The organism is Paenibacillus sp. YAE3, assembly GCF_057546105.1.
Window position 1 is genome coordinate 487,192 of record NZ_BAAIYF010000003.1, and the last position, 17,977, is coordinate 505,168.

Consider the following 17,977-nt stretch of genomic DNA (forward strand, 5'->3'; position numbering starts at 1 on the left):
CCTGCAGGGCTGGAATACAAAGGAGGAAGCCTGCATGCAAACAGCAGGTCTGGCATTACATACAGACAAGTACCAAATCAATATGATGTATGCGCATTGGGTGAACCGGTCGCATCAGCAAAAGGCGGTTTTCGAAGCGTATTTCCGCAAACTTCCGTTCGGCAACGGGTATGCCGTCTTCGCCGGTCTGGAGAGGATCGTTCATTACATCGCGAACTTGCGTTTTTCGGACGAAGACCTTAAATATTTGTCGGAGCAGGAAGAAAACTACGACACTGCGTTTTTGGAGGAGCTGAAGCAGTTCCGGTTCTGCGGGAATATCTATTCCATGAAGGAAGGGGCGCTGGTGTTCCCGAACGAGCCGCTCATCCGGGTGGAAGGGACCATCATGGAAACCCAACTGGTGGAAACGGCGCTGCTCAACTTCATGAACTTCCAGACGCTGATCGCCACGAAGGCGTCGCGCGTGAAGCAGGTCGCGGGGGACGACATATTGCTCGAGTTCGGAACGCGGCGCGCCCAGGAAGCCGATGCAGCCGTCTGGGGCGCTCGTGCCGCATACATTGCGGGGTTCCACGCCACCTCCAACATGCTTGCAGGGCAAAAATTCGGCATCCCGACGAAAGGAACGCATGCCCATTCGTGGGTGCAAAGCTTTTCCTCCGAACTGGAGGCCTTTGACACGTACGCGAAGGTAATGCCGGACGAAGTGACGCTGCTCGTGGACACGTTCGACACGTTAAAAAGCGGTGTGCCGCATGCGATCGAGACGGCCAAAAAGCTTGAAGCCGCCGGCAAAAAAATGTCCGCGATCCGCCTCGACAGCGGGGATCTGGCCTATTTGTCGATCCAAGCCCGCAAAATGCTGGACGACGCCGGATTATCCTATATTAAAATCGTTGCCTCGAACGATCTGGACGAAAACACGATTTTGAACCTGAAGGCTCAGGGAGCCCGCATCGACACGTGGGGCGTCGGCACCCAGCTCATTACCGCCGCGGACCAGCCTGCGCTAGGGGGCGTATACAAGCTCGTGGAACGCGAAGTGAACGGAGAAATGGTCCCGACAATCAAAATCTCGGGCAACCCGGAAAAGGTGTCCACGCCGGGCAAAAAGGACGTCTACCGCATCGTGGACCGGGTCACCGGCAAAGCGACGGCGGACTACATCGTGTTCCCGGACGAAGAAAAGCCGCGCGACAGGCTGAAGCTGTTTAATCCGCAGCACCCGTATTTGCAAAAATACGTCAAAAACTACGAGGCCGTCCCGATGCTGCACCAAATTTTCGAAAACGGCAAGCTGGTGTACGAGCTCCCTTCCCTGGAGGAGATCCGCAGCTACCACCGCGCGCAAATGGAGCTGTTTTGGCCGGAATATTTGCGCAAGCTGAATCCGGAAATTTACCGCGTCAATTTGAGCGAAAAAGTCTGGGACCTGAAGCAAAAGCTGATGGCCGAATTCATGCAAACGGAAGAATAAACGGAATATTCGGATCATCAAGATTCGGCAAAGGAACGGGATCGCTCCTTGCCGAATCTTTTTTACAAACGGACAAACGATTTCTGAAGGAGGGAAAGACGAATGGAAACGTTTAAAGCCTATGTCATCCGGCGCAGCGGCGAAAGTCTGGCCGGACAAATCGAAGAAATGAGCCTGGACGGTCTTCCGGGAGGCGATGTGCTTGTGAAAGTGCATTATTCGGGAGTGAACTTCAAGGACGGACTCGCCAGCGTGCCTGAAGGGAAAGTCGTCAAGGAGTATCCGATCATTCCGGGGATCGACCTGGCCGGCGAGGTTGTCAGCTCAAGCCACCCGGATTTTCGCGAAGGAGATCCGGTTTTGTGCACCGGTTACGGTCTTGGAACCGCCCATCACGGCGGGTTCAGCGAATATGCCCGCATCCCGGCGGATTGGCTGCTTCCCCTGCCGGCGGGCTTAAGCTTGCGAGAGGCCATGGGAATCGGAACGGCCGGATTCACGGCTGCCCTGTCGGTCGATCGCCTCATGCATTGCGGGGTCACTCCGGAAGCAGGGACGGTGCTTGTCACGGGGGCAACCGGAGGCGTCGGCAGCTTTGCGGTCGATATTTTGGCGCGGTCCGGTTTTGAAGTGACGGCCAGCACCGGCAAAACCAGCCAGGAAGCATGGTTGAAACGCCTTGGCGCAGCCGATGTCATCGGCCGGGAGGACGTTGCCGGTTCGGGCGCCGGCCCGCTCGGCAAACAACGCTGGGCGGGAGCGGTGGATCCGGTAGGCGGCCCGGGACTGGAGGATATTTTAAAAAACATCCGTTACGGGGGAGCGGTCGCGCTTTCCGGATTAACGGGCGGGACGGCGTTCAACTCGACGGTGCATCCCTTTATTTTGCGCGGGGTACAGCTGCTGGGCATCGATTCGGTGTTTTGCCCGAAAGATTGGAGAACACGCGTTTGGAATAAGCTCGGTCAAGAATGGAAGCCCGAAAGGGCGTTAAGCGCGGGAATTAAGGAAGCTTCGCTTGAAGAATTGCCCGAAGTATTGCAGTCCATTTTGCAGGGAAAAGCGGTGGGAAGGACGGTCATCCGATTGGCATAATGCCGATCCGCGGGTTAACGCTTGTTAAGATTTCACAGCAGCCGATGCTGCATAAACCGTTTGAAATGATGGCATTCTAAGCCCATATTAGGCTGTCTTCCGCTTGAAGCGGTATCAGGGGAAGGGATGAATCAACATGAACAAACGGTTCGCATGGCTGCTCGCTTGCGTGCTGCTGGCTGTTACGGTCGGCTGCGACAAGCATACCGTCATCAAAAAAGAAGTCAAACTGTATAATTTCGATTCCTATTCCGAAGGCAACATCCGGGCACAATCGCAGGGCAGCGGGCTGAACGGCCAGCTTCTGAATCAGCTGCAGCTTGCTTTCGGCGAGAAGAACATTCCATTGACCCATCACACGCATGCCGAGGACGGGCGCGGCAATATCAGCTACCAGTATTTTATCCGGGGAAATCCGCAGCAGTATGTCAAACTCCATGTGTTTACCGACGAAAAGGAACGGATTGCGCGGATTCAAAATTGGTACGGCGACCAAAAACGGGTGGAAACCCCGACGTCCAGAACGCTTATTTACGGCCATAACAGGGTTGCTTTGATTTATACGTCTTCCGGAAAAAACAAGGGGCAATACGAAACGCAGGTTCATGAAATATTCAATTCACTGATCGACAGAATGGATTTTTAATCGTAAAACAAGCCGGGACGCAACGTTCCCGGCTTGTTTTTAATTTTTTTTGTATATTTCGCGCATGACATGCCGCAGCTCCGGCACGATGATCCGCTCCAAAGCGAGTTTGACGGCTCCCGTCGAACCCGGGATGGAAAACACGGCGGTGCCGCCGACCGTTCCGGCGATCGCGCGGCTTAAAATCGCGGCAGGTCCGATATCTTCCGTGAAACTGAGATACCTGAATATTTCGCCGAAGCCCGGCAGCTTCTTGTCGAGCAGCGAGGCTACCGCCTCGTACGTCGTGTCGCGCGGGGAAATGCCCGTTCCGCCCGTTAATAGGACGGCTTCCACCTCCGGATTTCCCGCAGCTTCATGAATAAGCTCCCGAATGCCTTCATAATCGTCTTTGACGATTTCGTAGCGCACGACACGGTATCCCGCATCCTCCAAAAGGGACTTCATCAGTTTTCCCCCTGCGTCCGTCTCCGGCGTGCGCGTATCGGATACGGTCACGACCATGCAGGAGACGGTGTCCGGCGCTTGACTGCGATGTTCGTCCACGGATCTCATCTTCCATTCTCCTCTCTCTTTTTTGGAATGTCTTTTTAGGATAGACCTTTCGGGACAAACTTGCAAATGGCCGCGAACGGCAAAAATTGCAAAACATTCGAAGCGGTTGCGGCCCGGCCCCGGGGTGTAGTACACTTTGCGTAAAACGCAAAATCCAATAACGCAAGGGGAAAACGAACATGCCAAATCAAACAACGACACCCATTTACATATTGTCCGGTTTTTTGGGAAGCGGGAAAACGACGTTCCTTCAGCGCCTCGTCAACCACTGGCAGGAGCGGGGATTACGTCCGGCCGTGATCATGAACGAAATCGGGGACGTCAATCTGGACGGGCTGCTGGTGGAAGAGCGGGTCCCGATGACCGAGATGCTCAGCGGCTGCATTTGCTGCTCGATCCGCGGCGATTTGAGCGTGGAGATGGCCGGCCTGATCGAAAGGGAACATCCCGACGTGATCGTCGTCGAAGCAACGGGCATCGCGAACCCGATGGAGATTTTGGACGGAGTAACCGAAGCGGCGTTATACATGAAAATCGATTTGAAAGGGGTATTGACCGTCGTCGATTCGGCTCATTTGCTGGAGCTGTACCGCGAGCAAAAAGGGAAAACCTTCAGGCTAATGCAAGAACAGATCCGCGCGGCCTCCTGCCTGATTCTGAATAAAACGGACCGCATCACGGCAGGCGAGCGCGAAGAACTGGAGTCGGTCATTTCCCGTTGGAACGGGTATGCCCCCATCCTTCCGGCCGTCCGCTGCGAGGTGGACGTTGCCGAAGTCTTGGCCTCGCTTGGCGGCAAAACGGGTCTGCTTGAATCGGACAAACCCGATGGGGCAGCTTCGATCGGTCTTGAAGCGGAGGATGACGAGCATCATTCCCATTCGGCAGCAGGGCATCATCATACGCATCACGACCATGTGATGGTGTATACCCATTATTTGCGCGGGCCGGTGGACAGCGGGGAGTTCGAACGTTTTGTGGCAGGTCTGCCGCGGGAGGTATACCGTGCCAAAGGCGTTTTGACGTTCAGCGATACGGCGAGCCGTTTCCTGTTTCAATACGCCTTCCGGGAGCCTGATTTTTTGCGGATCACGCCTCAGGGCGACGTGCCGGACGTGGTCGTTTTCATCGGCGAGCATTTCTCCAAAACTGCCATCGAAAACGGGATGCGGGCGCTGGAAGGCCAAGAGAGCCGGAACTGAAGCGACATGGCGGGGGAACCCGGGCCAGGGACTCAAAAAGAACTTGGGCTTGCTTCCTCGTTTGGCGCTAGGTATAATAGTCTGAAATATTGAACGTCAGGGATCGGGAGAGTAACGAAGGTTTACGCATGGACAGCGAACCGGGATGGGTGGAAGCCGGAACATGCCCCTTCGTGAAGCGCACCCGTGAGACGGCGAATCCAAAACCTCGTTCCGGAATCGGTGATCCTGATCGATAGGCATATAAAGTTCCGGGAGCCGCGCAAAGTGCTTGAATCGGCATCGAAGCCATTTGGCAGCGGACTTTGGGGCAAGTAGATTCGTCCGGGTAACTCCGTTACAGGTTGCGAAGGGGAACGAACCCTTGCGGCAGGGGCCGGAAGATTCGTTTACTTAGAGTGGTACCGCGGGATATTCAGCTCTCGTCTCTATTATGGAGACGGGAGCTTTTTATTTTGAGAAAAAGAAAGAAAGGTTGATCCATGATGATAACCCAATGGGCTGCAAACGCGCTGAAAAAACACGTGCCGCTGGAGGCGGACGACATATCGAAACGGCTTGAAACGCCGCCTTCCCCGGACATGGGGGATATCGCGTTCCCTTGCTTTACGCTCGCCAAGCAATTCAGAAAAGCGCCCCAGGAGATCGCACAATCGATCGCCGGGGCCTGGGACCACGCGCATATAACGGCGTCTGCCGCCGGTCCTTACGTCAATTTGACGTTCGACCGGGGGCATTACGGAAGCTTGATGATGGAAGGGCTGGAGCAGGAGAAAGTGCCGGAAACCGGAAAAGGCATCCGCGTCGTCATCGATATGTCTTCCCCCAACATCGCCAAACCGTTTGGCATCGGCCATCTCCGTTCCACGATGATCGGGGCGGCCTTATACCATATGCATAAGCTTGCGGGCTACGACGTCGTGAGCGTCAATCATCTGGGCGATTGGGGAACGCAGTTCGGCAAGCAGATCGCCGCATATAAGAGATGGGGAGACGACGAACGGTTATCCGCAGACCCGATCGGCGAATCGCTGAACTTGTACGTTCGTTTCCATGAAGAAGCGGAGCACGACGATACGTTGGAACCGGAAGCAAGGGAGTGGTTCCGCAAGCTGGAGGAGGGAGACGGCGAAGCCCGCTCGTTATGGGCCTATTTCGTGGACGTAAGCATGAAGGAATTCAGCAGAATGTACGATCGACTGAACGTCCGTTTCGATTACACGCTGGGCGAAAGCTTTTACAACGATAAAATGCCTGCGGTGGTCGATTCCTTGAAGGAAAAAGGGCTGCTGGTCGAAAGCGACGGGGCGCTGGTCGTCCGGCTGGACGAGGAGGGCATGCCGCCATGCCTCATTTTGAAAAAGGACGGCACGACCATATACCCGACGAGGGATTTGGCCACCGCCATCTACCGGCATGACGAGATGAAAGCGGACCGGCTGCTGTACGTGGTCGGGAACGAACAGAGGCTGCATTTCCAGCAGGTTTTTGCGGTGCTGCGCCGCATGGGGATGGATTGGGCGGACAGCTGCACGCACGTGCCGTTTGGCCTCATGAAATTCGAAGGCAAAAAAATGTCCACGCGCCGCGGCAAAATCGTCAAGCTGGAAAACGTGCTGGATGAAGCCGTCGAACGGGCCTTAGCCATCATCAACGAAAAAAATCCGGAGCTGGAGTCCAAGCAGCGGGTTGCGGAGGCGGTCGGGATCGGCGCGATCATTTTCGGCGACCTGAAAAACAACCGCCTGAACGAAGTGGATTTTTCGCTGGAGGACGCGCTGAATTTCGACGGGGAAACGGGGCCTTACGTGCAGTATACCTACGCTAGAACCCAGAGCGTGCTTGCCAAGGGGGCGGCTGCGTATGGCGCGGCCGAGGACGCCATGGAAGAGACCGATCCCAACGCAGGAGCCCATCTAATCGGCGACGCCGGCTGGGAGCTGCTCAAGCTGCTGACCCGGTTTCCGGAAGCATTGGAGCGGGGCGTGCGCAACCAGGAACCGTCGGTTCTCGCGCGTTATGCGCTGGATGTGGCGCAGTCCTTCAATCAATTTTATAATAAGGAAAGAATTGTCACCGATGACGCCCGGGTTCGAATGGCAAGATTGCGGCTGACGCGGCTGGCCGGCCGGACGATCGCCCGGACAATGGGGCTGTTGGGCATCCAGACGCCTGAACGGATGTAAATTCAAGAAATACCGTGGGAGGGGATCTTGGCTTTGGCATTAACAAGTGCTTCGGAAAATTATTCCGGCAGCCTGATCGAAATTCGCAACGCCTCTAAAACGTTCGGCAGGCGCAAGGTATTGCAAGACATATCGCTTGAAATAATGCAGGGGGAAGGCATCGCGCTGATCGGCAGAAACGGTTCCGGGAAAAGCACGCTGCTGCGGCTGTTGGCGGGGCTTGCCCAACCGACGTCGGGAACGCGCGAGGTCCGTCATGGGCGGAACGGGTCCGTCGGTTACGTGCCGGAGCGGTTTCCTCCGCTCCCTTTTACGCCTTGGGAGTATCTGACAAACGTCGCGGCCGTCCGGGGCATGGATAAACACGCGGCGGAGGATGAAATCTACGATTTGCTGCGGCAGCTGGACATGGAGCATGCCCTGCACGTCAAGATGAACCGGTTCTCCAAAGGCATGCTGCAAAAAATCAACTTGATCCAGGGGATGCTCGGCCATCCCGACCTGCTGCTGCTGGACGAGCCCCTTTCGGGGCTGGACGTCAAAGCGCAGGAGAATCTCCTCCAAATCCTGCTGATGCGAAAACGCGAAGGCTCTGCCATCGTCATGTCGGTCCATGAATCGAAATTGATCGAACGGGCGGCGGACCGGGTGCTGTTGATTCGGGACGGGCGAATCGCGGAGGAAACCCGGGAAAAACGCCCGGCATTTCAAGAGATCGCGCGCATCGTGGCGCTTGTGCCGGATCCCGGCGCGTTGGCGCGGATCGCCGCCCTTGGCGGCGTGGTCGGCATCTCGCCCGCTTCGGAGGCATGCCTGCTCGAGACGGAACCCGGAGCGGTTGACCAAGTACTGCGCCTGATTTTGGACTGCGGGGGTTCGGTCATATCGGTCACGCCGGCCGGGGGGATGGATGATCGCCTGGAGAATCGGCTGAAATCGGCTGTGAACTAGGGAGGAGAGAAGAAGTTGCTGGCATTATCCCGTTTTATGCTGAAAAGCTATACAAGGAAACATGCTTATTTTGCGCCGCTGGCGGCAACCTTGATCGCGATGTTTTTGCTGTATTCCTACAAACCGAATCCGGTGATGGACAGCTATGCCGTCACTTCCGTGTTTTTGTTCGTCGGCTCGGCTTGGATCGCGTTGACGTTCCTGAACCATGGAACCCCGCAGCAGGAGCAGCTGCATATCATCCACGCCGGCAGCATGAAAAGATACCTGCTCAGCCAAATGCTGGCTTTGCTCGTTCCGGTGGCGTTGTGCACGGTTCTGTTTGTGCTCTACCCGCTTGCCGCGCAAATGTTCGACAGGCCCGTCAGGATGGGAGAGCTATTCCTTGCGGCGGCGGCCCATCTGATCATGGGGATGCTGGGCACCGCGCTGGCGATGTTTTTCCAGTCGGCATGGATGCCGAACGGCACGAGAGCGACGGCGCTGCTGCTGGTCCTGGTCGTCGCGTCGCTCGGGGCGAAGTCCATCGTCGGCTTGCTGCCGGAGCAGCTGGGGTGGCTGCGCTGGTTTTTCCCTCCCGTTTCGCTGATGCTCGACAGGCTGTTGGACAGCGGCGTGGCGCCGCTCCATAAACTGTGGGGAATTTTAGGCTACGGTTTGGTTTATGCGCTCCTGCTGGGGCTGGTTTACATGCTTGTTTCGGTGCGGAGGGACGCCCGTACCTAAAAACTGCGGATCCGGCGGTTGATGAATGAAGGCATATCCTTTACCATGAAGGTATGACGAAACCATCAGGGCATGATACATGACAGGATAGGGAGGAGGGCATGATGAAGCAGACACGGCTATTGGACAGCGAGCATTCCAAGGAACTATTTGCTTATTTCGGCTTGGCGGTCTATTATTCGCAGGCGCTCGAGCAGCAGCTGGTCAACCTGCTTATGCTGATGAAGGTCTCGCAAGGCAAGGTTCCGACGGAAGAGGATCTCGCCGAATTGTACCATCAGAAGCTGAGCAACTCGCTTGGCCAGCTCGTCAATGAAATCCAGCATCACTTCCCTTTCTCGCCGGATGAAACGACGCTGTTGAAAGACGTATGGAAGCAGCGGAATTACATCGTCCACGACTATTTCAAGGAACGCATCCAGGAAACCTTCAGCCCGGGAGGGCGGTCGAAAATGATCCGCGAACTGACCGCTTTTAAAGCACAAGCCCAGGAGCTCGAACGCAAACTTCAAAAATATACGAGCGAATTGTACGCCAAGCTGGGACTGGATCAGGAACCGGAAAAAAACGGGGCGAACGCTTAAGATCATCCAGATTGGCTTCGCTCGTTTTTTGCCAAATATATGAAACCTTTGCCGGATGCTTTCCGTCTGAGAGGATGGAGGTGATCTTGAATGAACAAGTTTAAAAGAATAGCGGCGGCACTGATGGCCTTCTGCTGCCTTGCAGCCGCATCGTCCGCATACGCTTTTTCGGATATTAAGGACGCCGAACAGGAGAAGATCGCTGCGTCCCTGCAGTCGCAAGGCATCATCAGCGGCGTGTCCGCGGACCGGTTCGCGCCGGCCGAGCCGCTAACGGCGGCTCAAGGCATCCAGCTCCTCGTCAAGGCGATGAAACTCCAGGGGAAGGTAGACGGCCCGCCCCCGCCCGCGAACGTACCGGCCAAAGCCTGGTATGCCCAGGCGGCGCGCATTGCGGCGGACAACGGGATATCGGTCGGACAAATCCGCGACTGGAACATGAAGCTGACGAAAGAGCAGTTTGCCGGCATGCTTCATCAAGCGGTAAAGGCTACGGGGGAATATTCGACGATCGAGATGTACGTGTTTGTTAAGGACGACGGGGAAATGTCTTCCGAATACAAAAGCGCTTTGCAGTTTTTGCTGCTCACCCGGATCGCCGAACTCGACGCCCAAGACCGATTCCATCCGAAGCAGTATATTACGCGCATGGAGGCCGCCGAAATGATATACAATGCGCTGAAATTCATCCAAAGCCATCAGAATCAGGACCCCGGAGCGTCCGAAGCCGACGTTTCGGTCCGTATCGAAAAAGTGAACGACAAGGTCAACAAAATCGTATTGTCCAAAGCGGACATGCCGAATCCGGGGTACGGGCTTGTCGTCGACCGTATCGAGTTTCTTCCGGGGAAAAAGGCCGTGGCGTATTATCATTTGACGTCGCCCGAACCTGGAAAAATGTATCCGCAGGTCATTTCGACCGCCACGGCGTCGTTTTATTTGGACAGCAGCCTTGAAATCAGCGTGAAAACAACGCCCGGGCATGACCAGGGATCGATTTCCGTTCCCGGCCCCGGCAAAACGATAAAATAAATGATCGGGTTAGACCCTTCTCCGGGATCCGGGGAACGGGTCTTTTTTTGTTTCGGCCGGAACGATTTTTCATCCTTTCTATGAAAAGGAGTCCCCGCAACCGTAAAATGTATAAGATTTCGTTGACGAGGCAAATAGATTCTCCCGCATGCAAACGATTACAATAACAGCGAGGGGGGAAACGTATGGCGCAGCTCGCAAGCGTAAACAAAGTGAAACACGTCAAGAAAAGGCGGGGAGTCGCTTACCGGTTGGCCAAGCAGTGGGATATCCAGCTGATGGTCGTGCCGGCGCTCGTATTGATTTTCATTTTTTCTTACATACCGATGTACGGGGTATTGATGGCATTTCAGGATTACAGCATTTTCGACGGCTTTTGGGCAAGTCCATGGGTAGGGTTCAAGCATTTTAACATGTTTTTTCACTCCCCCGAGTTTTGGCCGATCATCCGCAACACGATCATCATCAGCCTGCTGAAATTTTGCATCGGGTTCCCGGCGCCGATATTTTTGGCGCTTTTGCTGAACGAAGTCCGGCACATGGCCTTTAAACGGGTCGTGCAAACCGTCAGCTATCTGCCGCATTTTTTGTCCTGGGTCATCGTGGCCGGGTTCGCCATGTCGATCCTGTCGACGGATAACGGCAGCTTGAACATTTTGCTGCAAAAGCTGCATTTGATCAAGGAGCCCATCGGATTCCTCGGCAAAGCCGAATACTTCTGGAGCATCCTTGTCACGACCAACGTGTGGAAGGAAATCGGATTCGGATCCATCGTATATTTGGCGGCCATCGCGGGCATCAATCCGAGTTTGTACGAGGCGGCTGCCATGGACGGAGCGGGACGGATCAAGCAGCTGTTCATGATTACCCTCCCTTCGATCATGCCCGTCATTTCCATCTTCATGATTTTGGCGATCGGCAATCTGCTCAGCGCAGGTTTTGAAGACATCCTCCTGCTCGGATCGAATCCGGTGCTGCGGGACGTGGCCAACGTCATCGACACTTACGTCTACAGGGTGGGCATTACGAACCAACGCTTCTCCTACGCGACCGCGGTCGGCCTGTTCAAAGCCGTCATCAGCGTCGGCCTGCTGGCGTTCGCCAACAGCTTCGCGCGCCGATCCGGCAACAGCCTGTGGTAAGAGGCATCGCTTGAAAGACTTGGGAGAAGACAGGGAGGCTGCAATCGAATGTACAAAAAAAGCATCGGGGACAGGATCTTCAGCATGTTCGTCTACGGATTCCTCACGCTGCTCGGCTTCAGCACCTTCTATCCGTTCTGGAACGGGCTTGTGATTTCGCTGAACGACGGCATGGATACCGCCCTTGGCGGCGTGACGTTTTGGCCGCGCAAATGGTCCCTCGAAAATTATTACGTCGTGTTCCGGGATGACCGGATCTTGAACGCTTTTATGATCAGCGTGATGAGAACGGTGGTAGGCACCATCCTTTCCGTCCTGTGCACCGCGATATTCGCTTACGGCATGACCAAAAAGGAGCTGATCGGCCGCAAATTTTACATGCTGATGTGCATCGTCACGATGTATTTCGGCGGCGGGCTGATCCCGACGTTCCTCGTGGTCCGCGGCCTCGGCTTGATGGATTCCTTCTGGGTGTTCATCATTCCGAGCCTGATCAGCGTCTGGAACATGATCATTTTCCGCACCTTTTTCATGGGGCTACCGGACGGGCTGCAGGAATCGGCGAAAATCGACGGCTGCGGCAACTGGTCCACGTTCTTCCGCATCGTGCTGCCGCTTTCCGGTCCGGTCATCGCGACGCTGGGGCTTTTTACGGCGGTGGCGCATTGGAACGAGTGGTTCCTGCCGAGCATTTATATCACGAAAGAAAAGCTGCTGCCGATCCAGTCCATGCTGCAGCAGATTCTGAGCACCAACATCATGACCGAGCAGATGTCCAAACTGGATTCCGCGGCGCAAAGCCGCATGTCGGCCATGAAAAGCGTGACGACCAAATCGCTGTCGATGGCGACGATGATGGTGGCGACGCTGCCGATTATCGCGGTCTACCCGTTCGTCCAGAAGTATTTCGTCAAAGGCGTGCTGGTAGGATCGCTAAAAGAATAGGGTTCAGAGCTATGCGCTTTAACCATCAGGGTTTCAGCCTAAATCCTGACATAAATCGATCTTTGGAAAAGGGGTTATATCGTATGAAAAGCTTTAGAAGATCGCTGATCGTGACGCTTGTCTTTTTATGCACCGCGGCCACGGCCCTTGCGGGATGCGGCAGCGGCAACAGCGGCAAGGCGGCGGAAGGAACCGGCAACAGCAATACGAAAGCCGAAGAGAAAACGGACAACAAGGAAAGCGCGGGCACGGGCAAATTCGAGCTCGGCAGCGAACCTCTCGAATTCAGCTTCTACGGCCACTACGACTGGTACACGATGCCGTCATGGGGCGCGGACGAAGCCAGCAAATGGATTCAGGACAACAAAAAAGTAAAGGTCACGGCCATCAACTCCGGCGGCAACGCGGCCCAGAAGCTGAACACGATGATCGCCTCCAAGGAGCTTCCGGACGTCATTTGGACGGACCGCGGCACCGACGTGGAACGTCTGCGGGCGGCAGGTATGCTCGTATCCTACGACGAATATCTCGACAAGTACCCGAACCTGAAAAAATGGGCCGGCGATTCCACGCTCAACATGCTTCGCTCGAGCGACGGCAAGCTGTACCAGTTCCCGAACTGGTATACTTCCCAGCCGGCAGGCAACGCGGGATATTTGATGAACAGCAAAATTTACCAAGACCTCGGTTCGCCAAAACTCGAAACGACCGACGACCTGTACAACTATTTGAAGGCGGTCAAAGCCAAGTATCCGAACGTCGTTCCGTTCGAGCCGGATCTCGCGAAAGACGGCCAGGGGCTGGACATTCTGTACAGCGCGTTCGCCGAAGACCATCCTCCGGTATTCCTGCGGGAAAGAGCCGTTCCAAACGGCGACAAGCTGACCTCCATCTTCCAGGATCCGACGTACCGCGAGTCGATGCAGTTCGCCTCGAAGCTGTTCCGCGAGAAGCTGATGGCCCAGGACGCGCTGACGCAAACGAAAGACCAGGTGCTCGAAAAAGCGTACACGGGGCGTTTTGCGATCGCCGCAGGCGCAAGCCCGACGGAATACGGCAGCAAAGGCGACGTGGAGCTGAAGAAAAAAGATCCGACCGCCGGATACGAGATGATTTGGCCGGTGCATAAGGAAGGGCTCGACAAAAACAAAATTTGGACGGGAAGTTATAACCAGCTCGGCTGGAACGTGGCTTTGATCACGAAATCCGCCAAAGATCCGGAAAAAATCTTCGCGTTCCTCGATTGGCTGACAGGGGAAGAAGGAAGCCGCGTCATCATGTGGGGACCGGAAGGCATCCTGTGGAAAGGAACCGATGAAGAAGGATATCCGATCTTTACCGACACGTACATCAACGACGTGGAAAGACGCAGCAAGATCATGGACGCTACCGTCAACCTGCAGTGGAACGGCAACACGGTGTATATCGACAAATCCAAGATGAAGTTCGAAAAAACGCTGCCGCCTGAAAAGCAAAACTGGGAGAGCCGCTACCAGTCGTCCATCACGTGGAAAACGCAATATAACGCCACCGCATTCGTCAATTTGAACCCGATGCCGGACACGGAAGAAGGCATCATCCAACAAAGCGTGGACGAAATCTTCTCCGAATCGAGAGCGAAGGCGCTGTACGCCCAAAGCGACGAAGAGGTTTTGGCCATTTTGGACAAAGCCGAAAAAGATGCGATGGCCGTCGGTTACGACAAGCTGCTCGCGTTCAAAACGCAAAAATGGCAGGAGAACCTGAAAAAAATCGGCGGGTAACCGCAAAAAAATGGTATAATTGTCATATATAACGATACTGAACTATCGATTAGCTATCGTGCGCGCTAGGCCGTCCCTCGGGGCGGCTCATGCGTTTATGCGGCGAATTCCATGTACAGCGTTCGGCTGTGAACTATTCGGTCAGGAGATGATTTCATGTATAAAGCTTTAATCGTCGATGATGAAATCCTCGATTTGGAAGGGATGAGGACCTTCATACCTTGGACTGAGCTTGGCCTGGAAGTCGTGGATGCCGTGCATAACGGCTTTGAAGCCTTGAGCGTCATGGAAAGAGAAAGCATCGATGTCCTTGTCACGGACGTACATATGCCGGGCATGTCGGGCCTGGACCTTGTCAGAAAAGCAAAAGAGTTATACGGCCGCATCAAAGTCATTTTTGTAAGCGGATACCAGGATTTTAACTACGTCAAGCAGGCGATTTCGCTCCATGCCTACAACTATGTCCTGAAACCGATGGACGACACGGAGTTGACCGAAGCCTTAAAAAAAATCGTGCTGGAGCTTGACGCGGAAAGACAGCGGGAAAAAACGGAGCAGGCTTACCGGCAAACCGCCAAAAACGAATACCTCCTGCAGCTTCTCGAGGGGAACTTCACGGAAGAGGCGGAAACGATCCTGCTTGAGCATTACGGCCTCAAACACGCAAGCTGGCCCGCCCGGGCCGCCGCGCTTGAAATCGACGATCTGGGCTGGAAGCTGGAGGCGCTGCCGGAGCATGTGAAGCAGGAATGGTTCAACCGATTTTACGAATCGGCGCTGCCGATTTTTGAAGCCGCAGGCATCCGCCATATCGGGCGTACCTCCAAGCAGCGGATTTTTCTGCTGGCCGAATGCGGGGCACAAGAACCGGATCTGGAGCAGGTCATTCGGCAGCTTCATGCGCTTCAACCTTATTCCGTGACCATCGGATTAGGGAACCGGGCGGATGGCCTTCCGGGGCTTAGGGCTTCTTACGGAGAGGCGCTCACCGCGCTGGATTACAAGCTGATCGTCGGCAAAGGAAAAGTGATTCCGCATGAAAAACTGGAAGCCGAAAGGGGCGGGGAGATCCAGGCGGCGGACCTGCCGCTCGAACCGCTTTTAAACGCCGTGCTGCATTACGACCTGGTGAAAATCAGCGATGAAGTGGACGGTTTGTTTGCGGCGGCGGCCGGAATGCGCTCCAAAGTCCAAATCCAGTATTTCGTGATGAACATTTGGCTGAGACTGGAAAGCCAGCTCAAATCGCTCAGCGACAACATGTTTCAGACACTTCAGCACGACGGGCTGCCCAGTCCCGATATGATGCTGAAATACGAAACGCTTCACGATATCCGATCCTGGTTAAGGTACCGGTTGTTCAGCGCCGCCGAAATCATCCAGAACAAAAGGCAGAAAAAAAGCGCCAAGCTGGTCGAAGAGATGATCCGTTACGTCCGGGAACAGCTGCATGATAACGTCACGCTCAAAGAAGTGGCCGACTATCTGTCCTTTTCGCCGAATTATCTGGGTTCGCTGTTCAAGGAGGTTACGGGGACGAATTTCAGCGAATACGTGATTATGATGCGCATGGAGAAGGCGGGAGAGCTGCTCAAGGATCCCCGGATTAAAATCTATGAGGTCGCCGACAAGGTCGGGTACCGGTATATGCCGTATTTCAGCCGCCAGTTTAAAGAAGTGTTCGGCATGACGCCGGGCGAATTCAGGAGAAAGATGTAACGTATGAAAAACCAAAACCGGTTGGATTCCAAGCAACGCATGTTCATGCCCTTCGGCATGAAGCTGTTTTTCTCTTATATGATTCTGATCATCGTCCCCATCTTTATTTTCGGGTATATTGCCAATACCATCCTGGTCGACCTTTACGGCAAACAGATGAATACCAACTTAACCGGCACGATGGCGCAGATCCGCGACAACATCAATTACAAGCTGGAGGACACCCAGCGGTTGTCCGATACGCTGTATTTCGACGAAAGCTTGCCGCTGGAGATTATGAGCTACGAGGAAGGGTGGGTCAGCTACCAAACGACGACCAAACTGCTGATTCCGAAATTCCGCCAGACCGTGGATTCGACCAACCGCAAAATATGGATGAGCATTTATTTGAAAAACGAGACGCTGCCGGAAATCTACAACAACGACCTGTCCGCCGCCGATCCGCTCGCCAAAGGGAAACATTGGGATTTGTTTCATCTGCGCCGGATCATGGACAAACCCTGGTATGCGGAGTTTCCGAAGGAGGATTACGGCAAAACGGTCGTATGGCAGCAAGTCGAAGACGACGGCAGGTTCGGCCGGATCAGCCTGCTGCGGCGGCTCGTGGATACGCGCAATCCGCTGGATCTGGAGACGATCGGTTTCATGCGGATCAGCGTGTACCTTTCGGAAATTTTCCAGAGCGTGGACATCAACAAATTCGGGAGCGGCAGCATGCTGCTTATTCTCGACGAAAACAACCGCATCATTTACGGTTCGGGCGAAAACGTCCCCGACATGCATTCCGATTACGAGTTGATGGACGTATCCAGGTTTACGGTGCTTAGCGAAAGCCTGCCCAAGCTGAACTGGAAAATGACGGCGCTAGTCCCCGACACGATCATTCAGCAGGAGACCCGGAAAATCAATTTGCTCACGATCGTCATCTGTTTGGCAAGTTTCGTCGTGGTGCTCCTTTTCGCTCTGGGCGTCTCCCGCTTTTTTTCCAAACGGGTGTCCAAAGTCGTGTCCATTTTAAACCTGTTTCAGCAGGGGGATTTTCATAAGCGCTTTCATTATAAAGGCAACGACGAATTTACGATGATCGCCGCCTCGCTGAACAGGCTGGGAGAGCAGACGGAACGGCTGATTCAGGAGGTCTACCTGACCAACCTGAAAAAAAAGCAGGCGGAGCTTGAGACGCTGCAGGCTCAAATCAATCCGCATTTTTTGTACAATACGCTTTCTTCGATCAGCCGGCTGGCCAAATTCGGACAGGTGGACAAGCAGCATCAGATGGTGATGAACTTGGCGAAATTCTACAGGCTATCGTTAAACGACGGGCAGACGATCATCGCCATTCATAAGGAGCTGGAGCAAACGCAGGCGTATTTGGACATCCAACAGGTAAAATACGGGGAACGCATGGAAGTGGAGTTTGACATCGAGCCTAGAATCGTCAATTATATGACGGTCAAGCTGATCCTGCAGCCGTTTTTGGAAAACGCGCTGCAGCACGCCTGGCGCGGAGACCACATTTATATCCGCGTGAGCGGCCGGATGGAGGAAGAGACGGATTCGATTGTATTCGAAATCATGGATGACGGCAGCGGCATGCCCAGGGAGATGCTGAAGCAGGTCGTCTCCGCGATGAACGCACCCGGTGCGCCGGGAAGCCACGGAAGGGGAAGAGGATACGGAATCCGCAACGTAAACGAACGGATCAAGCTGTATTTCGGCAAAGATTACGGCGTACAGCTGTACAGCACCCCGGGCATCGGCACGACCGTCCATATTCGCATTCCGCTGGAGCGCACGGCCTACCAGGGGAAGGAAACGCTGGATTCGAAATGGACGGGATAAAGGAAGCCCCCGCGTTAGCCGAAAAATTTCGGCAGGCGGGGGCTTTTTGGCGTGGCGCAAGGCCAGGTTAACCCGGGCTGCGTGAAAGCGGGATCGCGCCACCGCGGCC

15 protein-coding genes are annotated in these 17,977 nt (G+C 54.8%); 14 read left to right on the forward strand and 1 reads right to left on the reverse strand.

Translation table 11 applies throughout. The annotated features are described in order from the left end of the window. Window positions 1-34 precede the first annotated feature (34 nt). From AC27KL_RS08315 to AC27KL_RS08325, 3 genes are all read left to right on the forward strand, one after another. Window positions 35-1,480 (forward strand): nicotinate phosphoribosyltransferase, encoded by a 1,446-nt coding sequence (locus AC27KL_RS08315; protein ID WP_487169392.1) that lies wholly within the window; start codon window positions 35-37, stop codon window positions 1,478-1,480. A gap of 102 nt (window positions 1,481-1,582) precedes the next feature. Next, window positions 1,583-2,575, forward strand: a complete 993-nt coding sequence (locus tag AC27KL_RS08320; RefSeq protein ID WP_487169393.1) for an acrylyl-CoA reductase family protein — start codon at window positions 1,583-1,585, stop codon at window positions 2,573-2,575. A gap of 136 nt (window positions 2,576-2,711) precedes the next feature. Next, window positions 2,712-3,221, forward strand: coding sequence for a hypothetical protein (locus AC27KL_RS08325; RefSeq protein ID WP_339321273.1), 510 nt, complete (start codon window positions 2,712-2,714; stop codon window positions 3,219-3,221). 39 nt (window positions 3,222-3,260) lie between these two features. Here the strand turns inward: AC27KL_RS08325 and AC27KL_RS08330 are convergent, their stop codons facing one another. Beyond that, window positions 3,261-3,776: a MogA/MoaB family molybdenum cofactor biosynthesis protein gene (locus tag AC27KL_RS08330; protein WP_339321272.1), complete on the reverse strand. Its 516-nt coding sequence runs from the start codon at window positions 3,774-3,776 to the stop codon at window positions 3,261-3,263. A gap of 179 nt (window positions 3,777-3,955) precedes the next feature. Between AC27KL_RS08330 and AC27KL_RS08335 the strand changes: the two genes are divergently transcribed. The 11 genes from AC27KL_RS08335 to AC27KL_RS08385 all read left to right on the forward strand — a co-directional run bounded on the left by AC27KL_RS08335 (window position 3,956) and on the right by AC27KL_RS08385 (window position 17,868). Beyond that, window positions 3,956-4,978 carry a CobW family GTP-binding protein gene (locus AC27KL_RS08335; RefSeq protein WP_487169394.1) on the forward strand — a complete coding sequence of 341 codons (1,023 nt, stop codon included), beginning with the start codon at window positions 3,956-3,958 and terminating at the stop codon, window positions 4,976-4,978. A gap of 485 nt (window positions 4,979-5,463) precedes the next feature. Next, window positions 5,464-7,164 (forward strand): arginine--tRNA ligase, encoded by a 1,701-nt coding sequence (argS, locus tag AC27KL_RS08340; protein WP_487169432.1) that lies wholly within the window; start codon window positions 5,464-5,466, stop codon window positions 7,162-7,164. Between the two features lie 33 nt (window positions 7,165-7,197). Further along, a complete protein-coding gene (locus AC27KL_RS08345) occupies window positions 7,198-8,115 on the forward strand; it encodes an ATP-binding cassette domain-containing protein (protein WP_487169395.1) in 918 nt (305 codons plus the stop codon). A gap of 15 nt (window positions 8,116-8,130) precedes the next feature. Beyond that, window positions 8,131-8,841: a hypothetical protein gene (locus AC27KL_RS08350; RefSeq protein WP_487169396.1), complete on the forward strand. Its 711-nt coding sequence runs from the start codon at window positions 8,131-8,133 to the stop codon at window positions 8,839-8,841. 104 nt (window positions 8,842-8,945) lie between these two features. Continuing rightward, window positions 8,946-9,425: a hypothetical protein gene (locus AC27KL_RS08355; protein ID WP_487169397.1), complete on the forward strand. Its 480-nt coding sequence runs from the start codon at window positions 8,946-8,948 to the stop codon at window positions 9,423-9,425. A gap of 90 nt (window positions 9,426-9,515) precedes the next feature. Continuing rightward, window positions 9,516-10,457, forward strand: a complete 942-nt coding sequence (locus AC27KL_RS08360; RefSeq protein WP_487169398.1) for a protease complex subunit PrcB family protein — start codon at window positions 9,516-9,518, stop codon at window positions 10,455-10,457. A gap of 278 nt (window positions 10,458-10,735) precedes the next feature. Further along, window positions 10,736-11,599 (forward strand): ABC transporter permease, encoded by an 864-nt coding sequence (locus AC27KL_RS08365; RefSeq protein WP_445164810.1) that lies wholly within the window; start codon window positions 10,736-10,738, stop codon window positions 11,597-11,599. A gap of 48 nt (window positions 11,600-11,647) precedes the next feature. Further along, on the forward strand, window positions 11,648-12,544 hold the full coding sequence (locus AC27KL_RS08370) for a carbohydrate ABC transporter permease (RefSeq protein WP_487169399.1): 897 nt from the start codon (window positions 11,648-11,650) through the stop codon (window positions 12,542-12,544). Window positions 12,545-12,627: 83 nt separating this feature from the next. Next, window positions 12,628-14,307: an extracellular solute-binding protein gene (locus tag AC27KL_RS08375; protein ID WP_487169400.1), complete on the forward strand. Its 1,680-nt coding sequence runs from the start codon at window positions 12,628-12,630 to the stop codon at window positions 14,305-14,307. 156 nt (window positions 14,308-14,463) lie between these two features. Continuing rightward, a complete protein-coding gene (locus AC27KL_RS08380) occupies window positions 14,464-16,026 on the forward strand; it encodes a response regulator transcription factor (protein ID WP_487169401.1) in 1,563 nt (520 codons plus the stop codon). Between the two features lie 3 nt (window positions 16,027-16,029). Then, complete coding sequence (locus tag AC27KL_RS08385; RefSeq protein ID WP_487169402.1) at window positions 16,030-17,868, forward strand: cache domain-containing sensor histidine kinase; 1,839 nt, start codon at window positions 16,030-16,032, stop codon at window positions 17,866-17,868. Window positions 17,869-17,977: the final 109 nt, after the last annotated feature.

Coding starts and splice junctions, on each gene's coding strand:
- AC27KL_RS08375 (WP_487169400.1), top strand. CDS start 12,628: ATGAAAAGCTTTAGAAGATCGCTGATCGTGACGCTTGTCTTTTTATGC.
- AC27KL_RS08315 (WP_487169392.1), top strand. CDS start 35: ATGCAAACAGCAGGTCTGGCATTACATACAGACAAGTACCAAATCAAT.
- AC27KL_RS08370 (WP_487169399.1), top strand. CDS start 11,648: ATGTACAAAAAAAGCATCGGGGACAGGATCTTCAGCATGTTCGTCTAC.
- AC27KL_RS08335 (WP_487169394.1), top strand. CDS start 3,956: ATGCCAAATCAAACAACGACACCCATTTACATATTGTCCGGTTTTTTG.
- AC27KL_RS08320 (WP_487169393.1), top strand. CDS start 1,583: ATGGAAACGTTTAAAGCCTATGTCATCCGGCGCAGCGGCGAAAGTCTG.
- AC27KL_RS08360 (WP_487169398.1), top strand. CDS start 9,516: ATGAACAAGTTTAAAAGAATAGCGGCGGCACTGATGGCCTTCTGCTGC.
- AC27KL_RS08380 (WP_487169401.1), top strand. CDS start 14,464: ATGTATAAAGCTTTAATCGTCGATGATGAAATCCTCGATTTGGAAGGG.
- AC27KL_RS08325 (WP_339321273.1), top strand. CDS start 2,712: ATGAACAAACGGTTCGCATGGCTGCTCGCTTGCGTGCTGCTGGCTGTT.
- AC27KL_RS08365 (WP_445164810.1), top strand. CDS start 10,736: ATGGTCGTGCCGGCGCTCGTATTGATTTTCATTTTTTCTTACATACCG.
- argS (WP_487169432.1), top strand. CDS start 5,464: ATGATAACCCAATGGGCTGCAAACGCGCTGAAAAAACACGTGCCGCTG.
- AC27KL_RS08330 (WP_339321272.1), bottom strand. CDS start 3,776: ATGAGATCCGTGGACGAACATCGCAGTCAAGCGCCGGACACCGTCTCC.
- AC27KL_RS08355 (WP_487169397.1), top strand. CDS start 8,946: ATGAAGCAGACACGGCTATTGGACAGCGAGCATTCCAAGGAACTATTT.
- AC27KL_RS08385 (WP_487169402.1), top strand. CDS start 16,030: ATGAAAAACCAAAACCGGTTGGATTCCAAGCAACGCATGTTCATGCCC.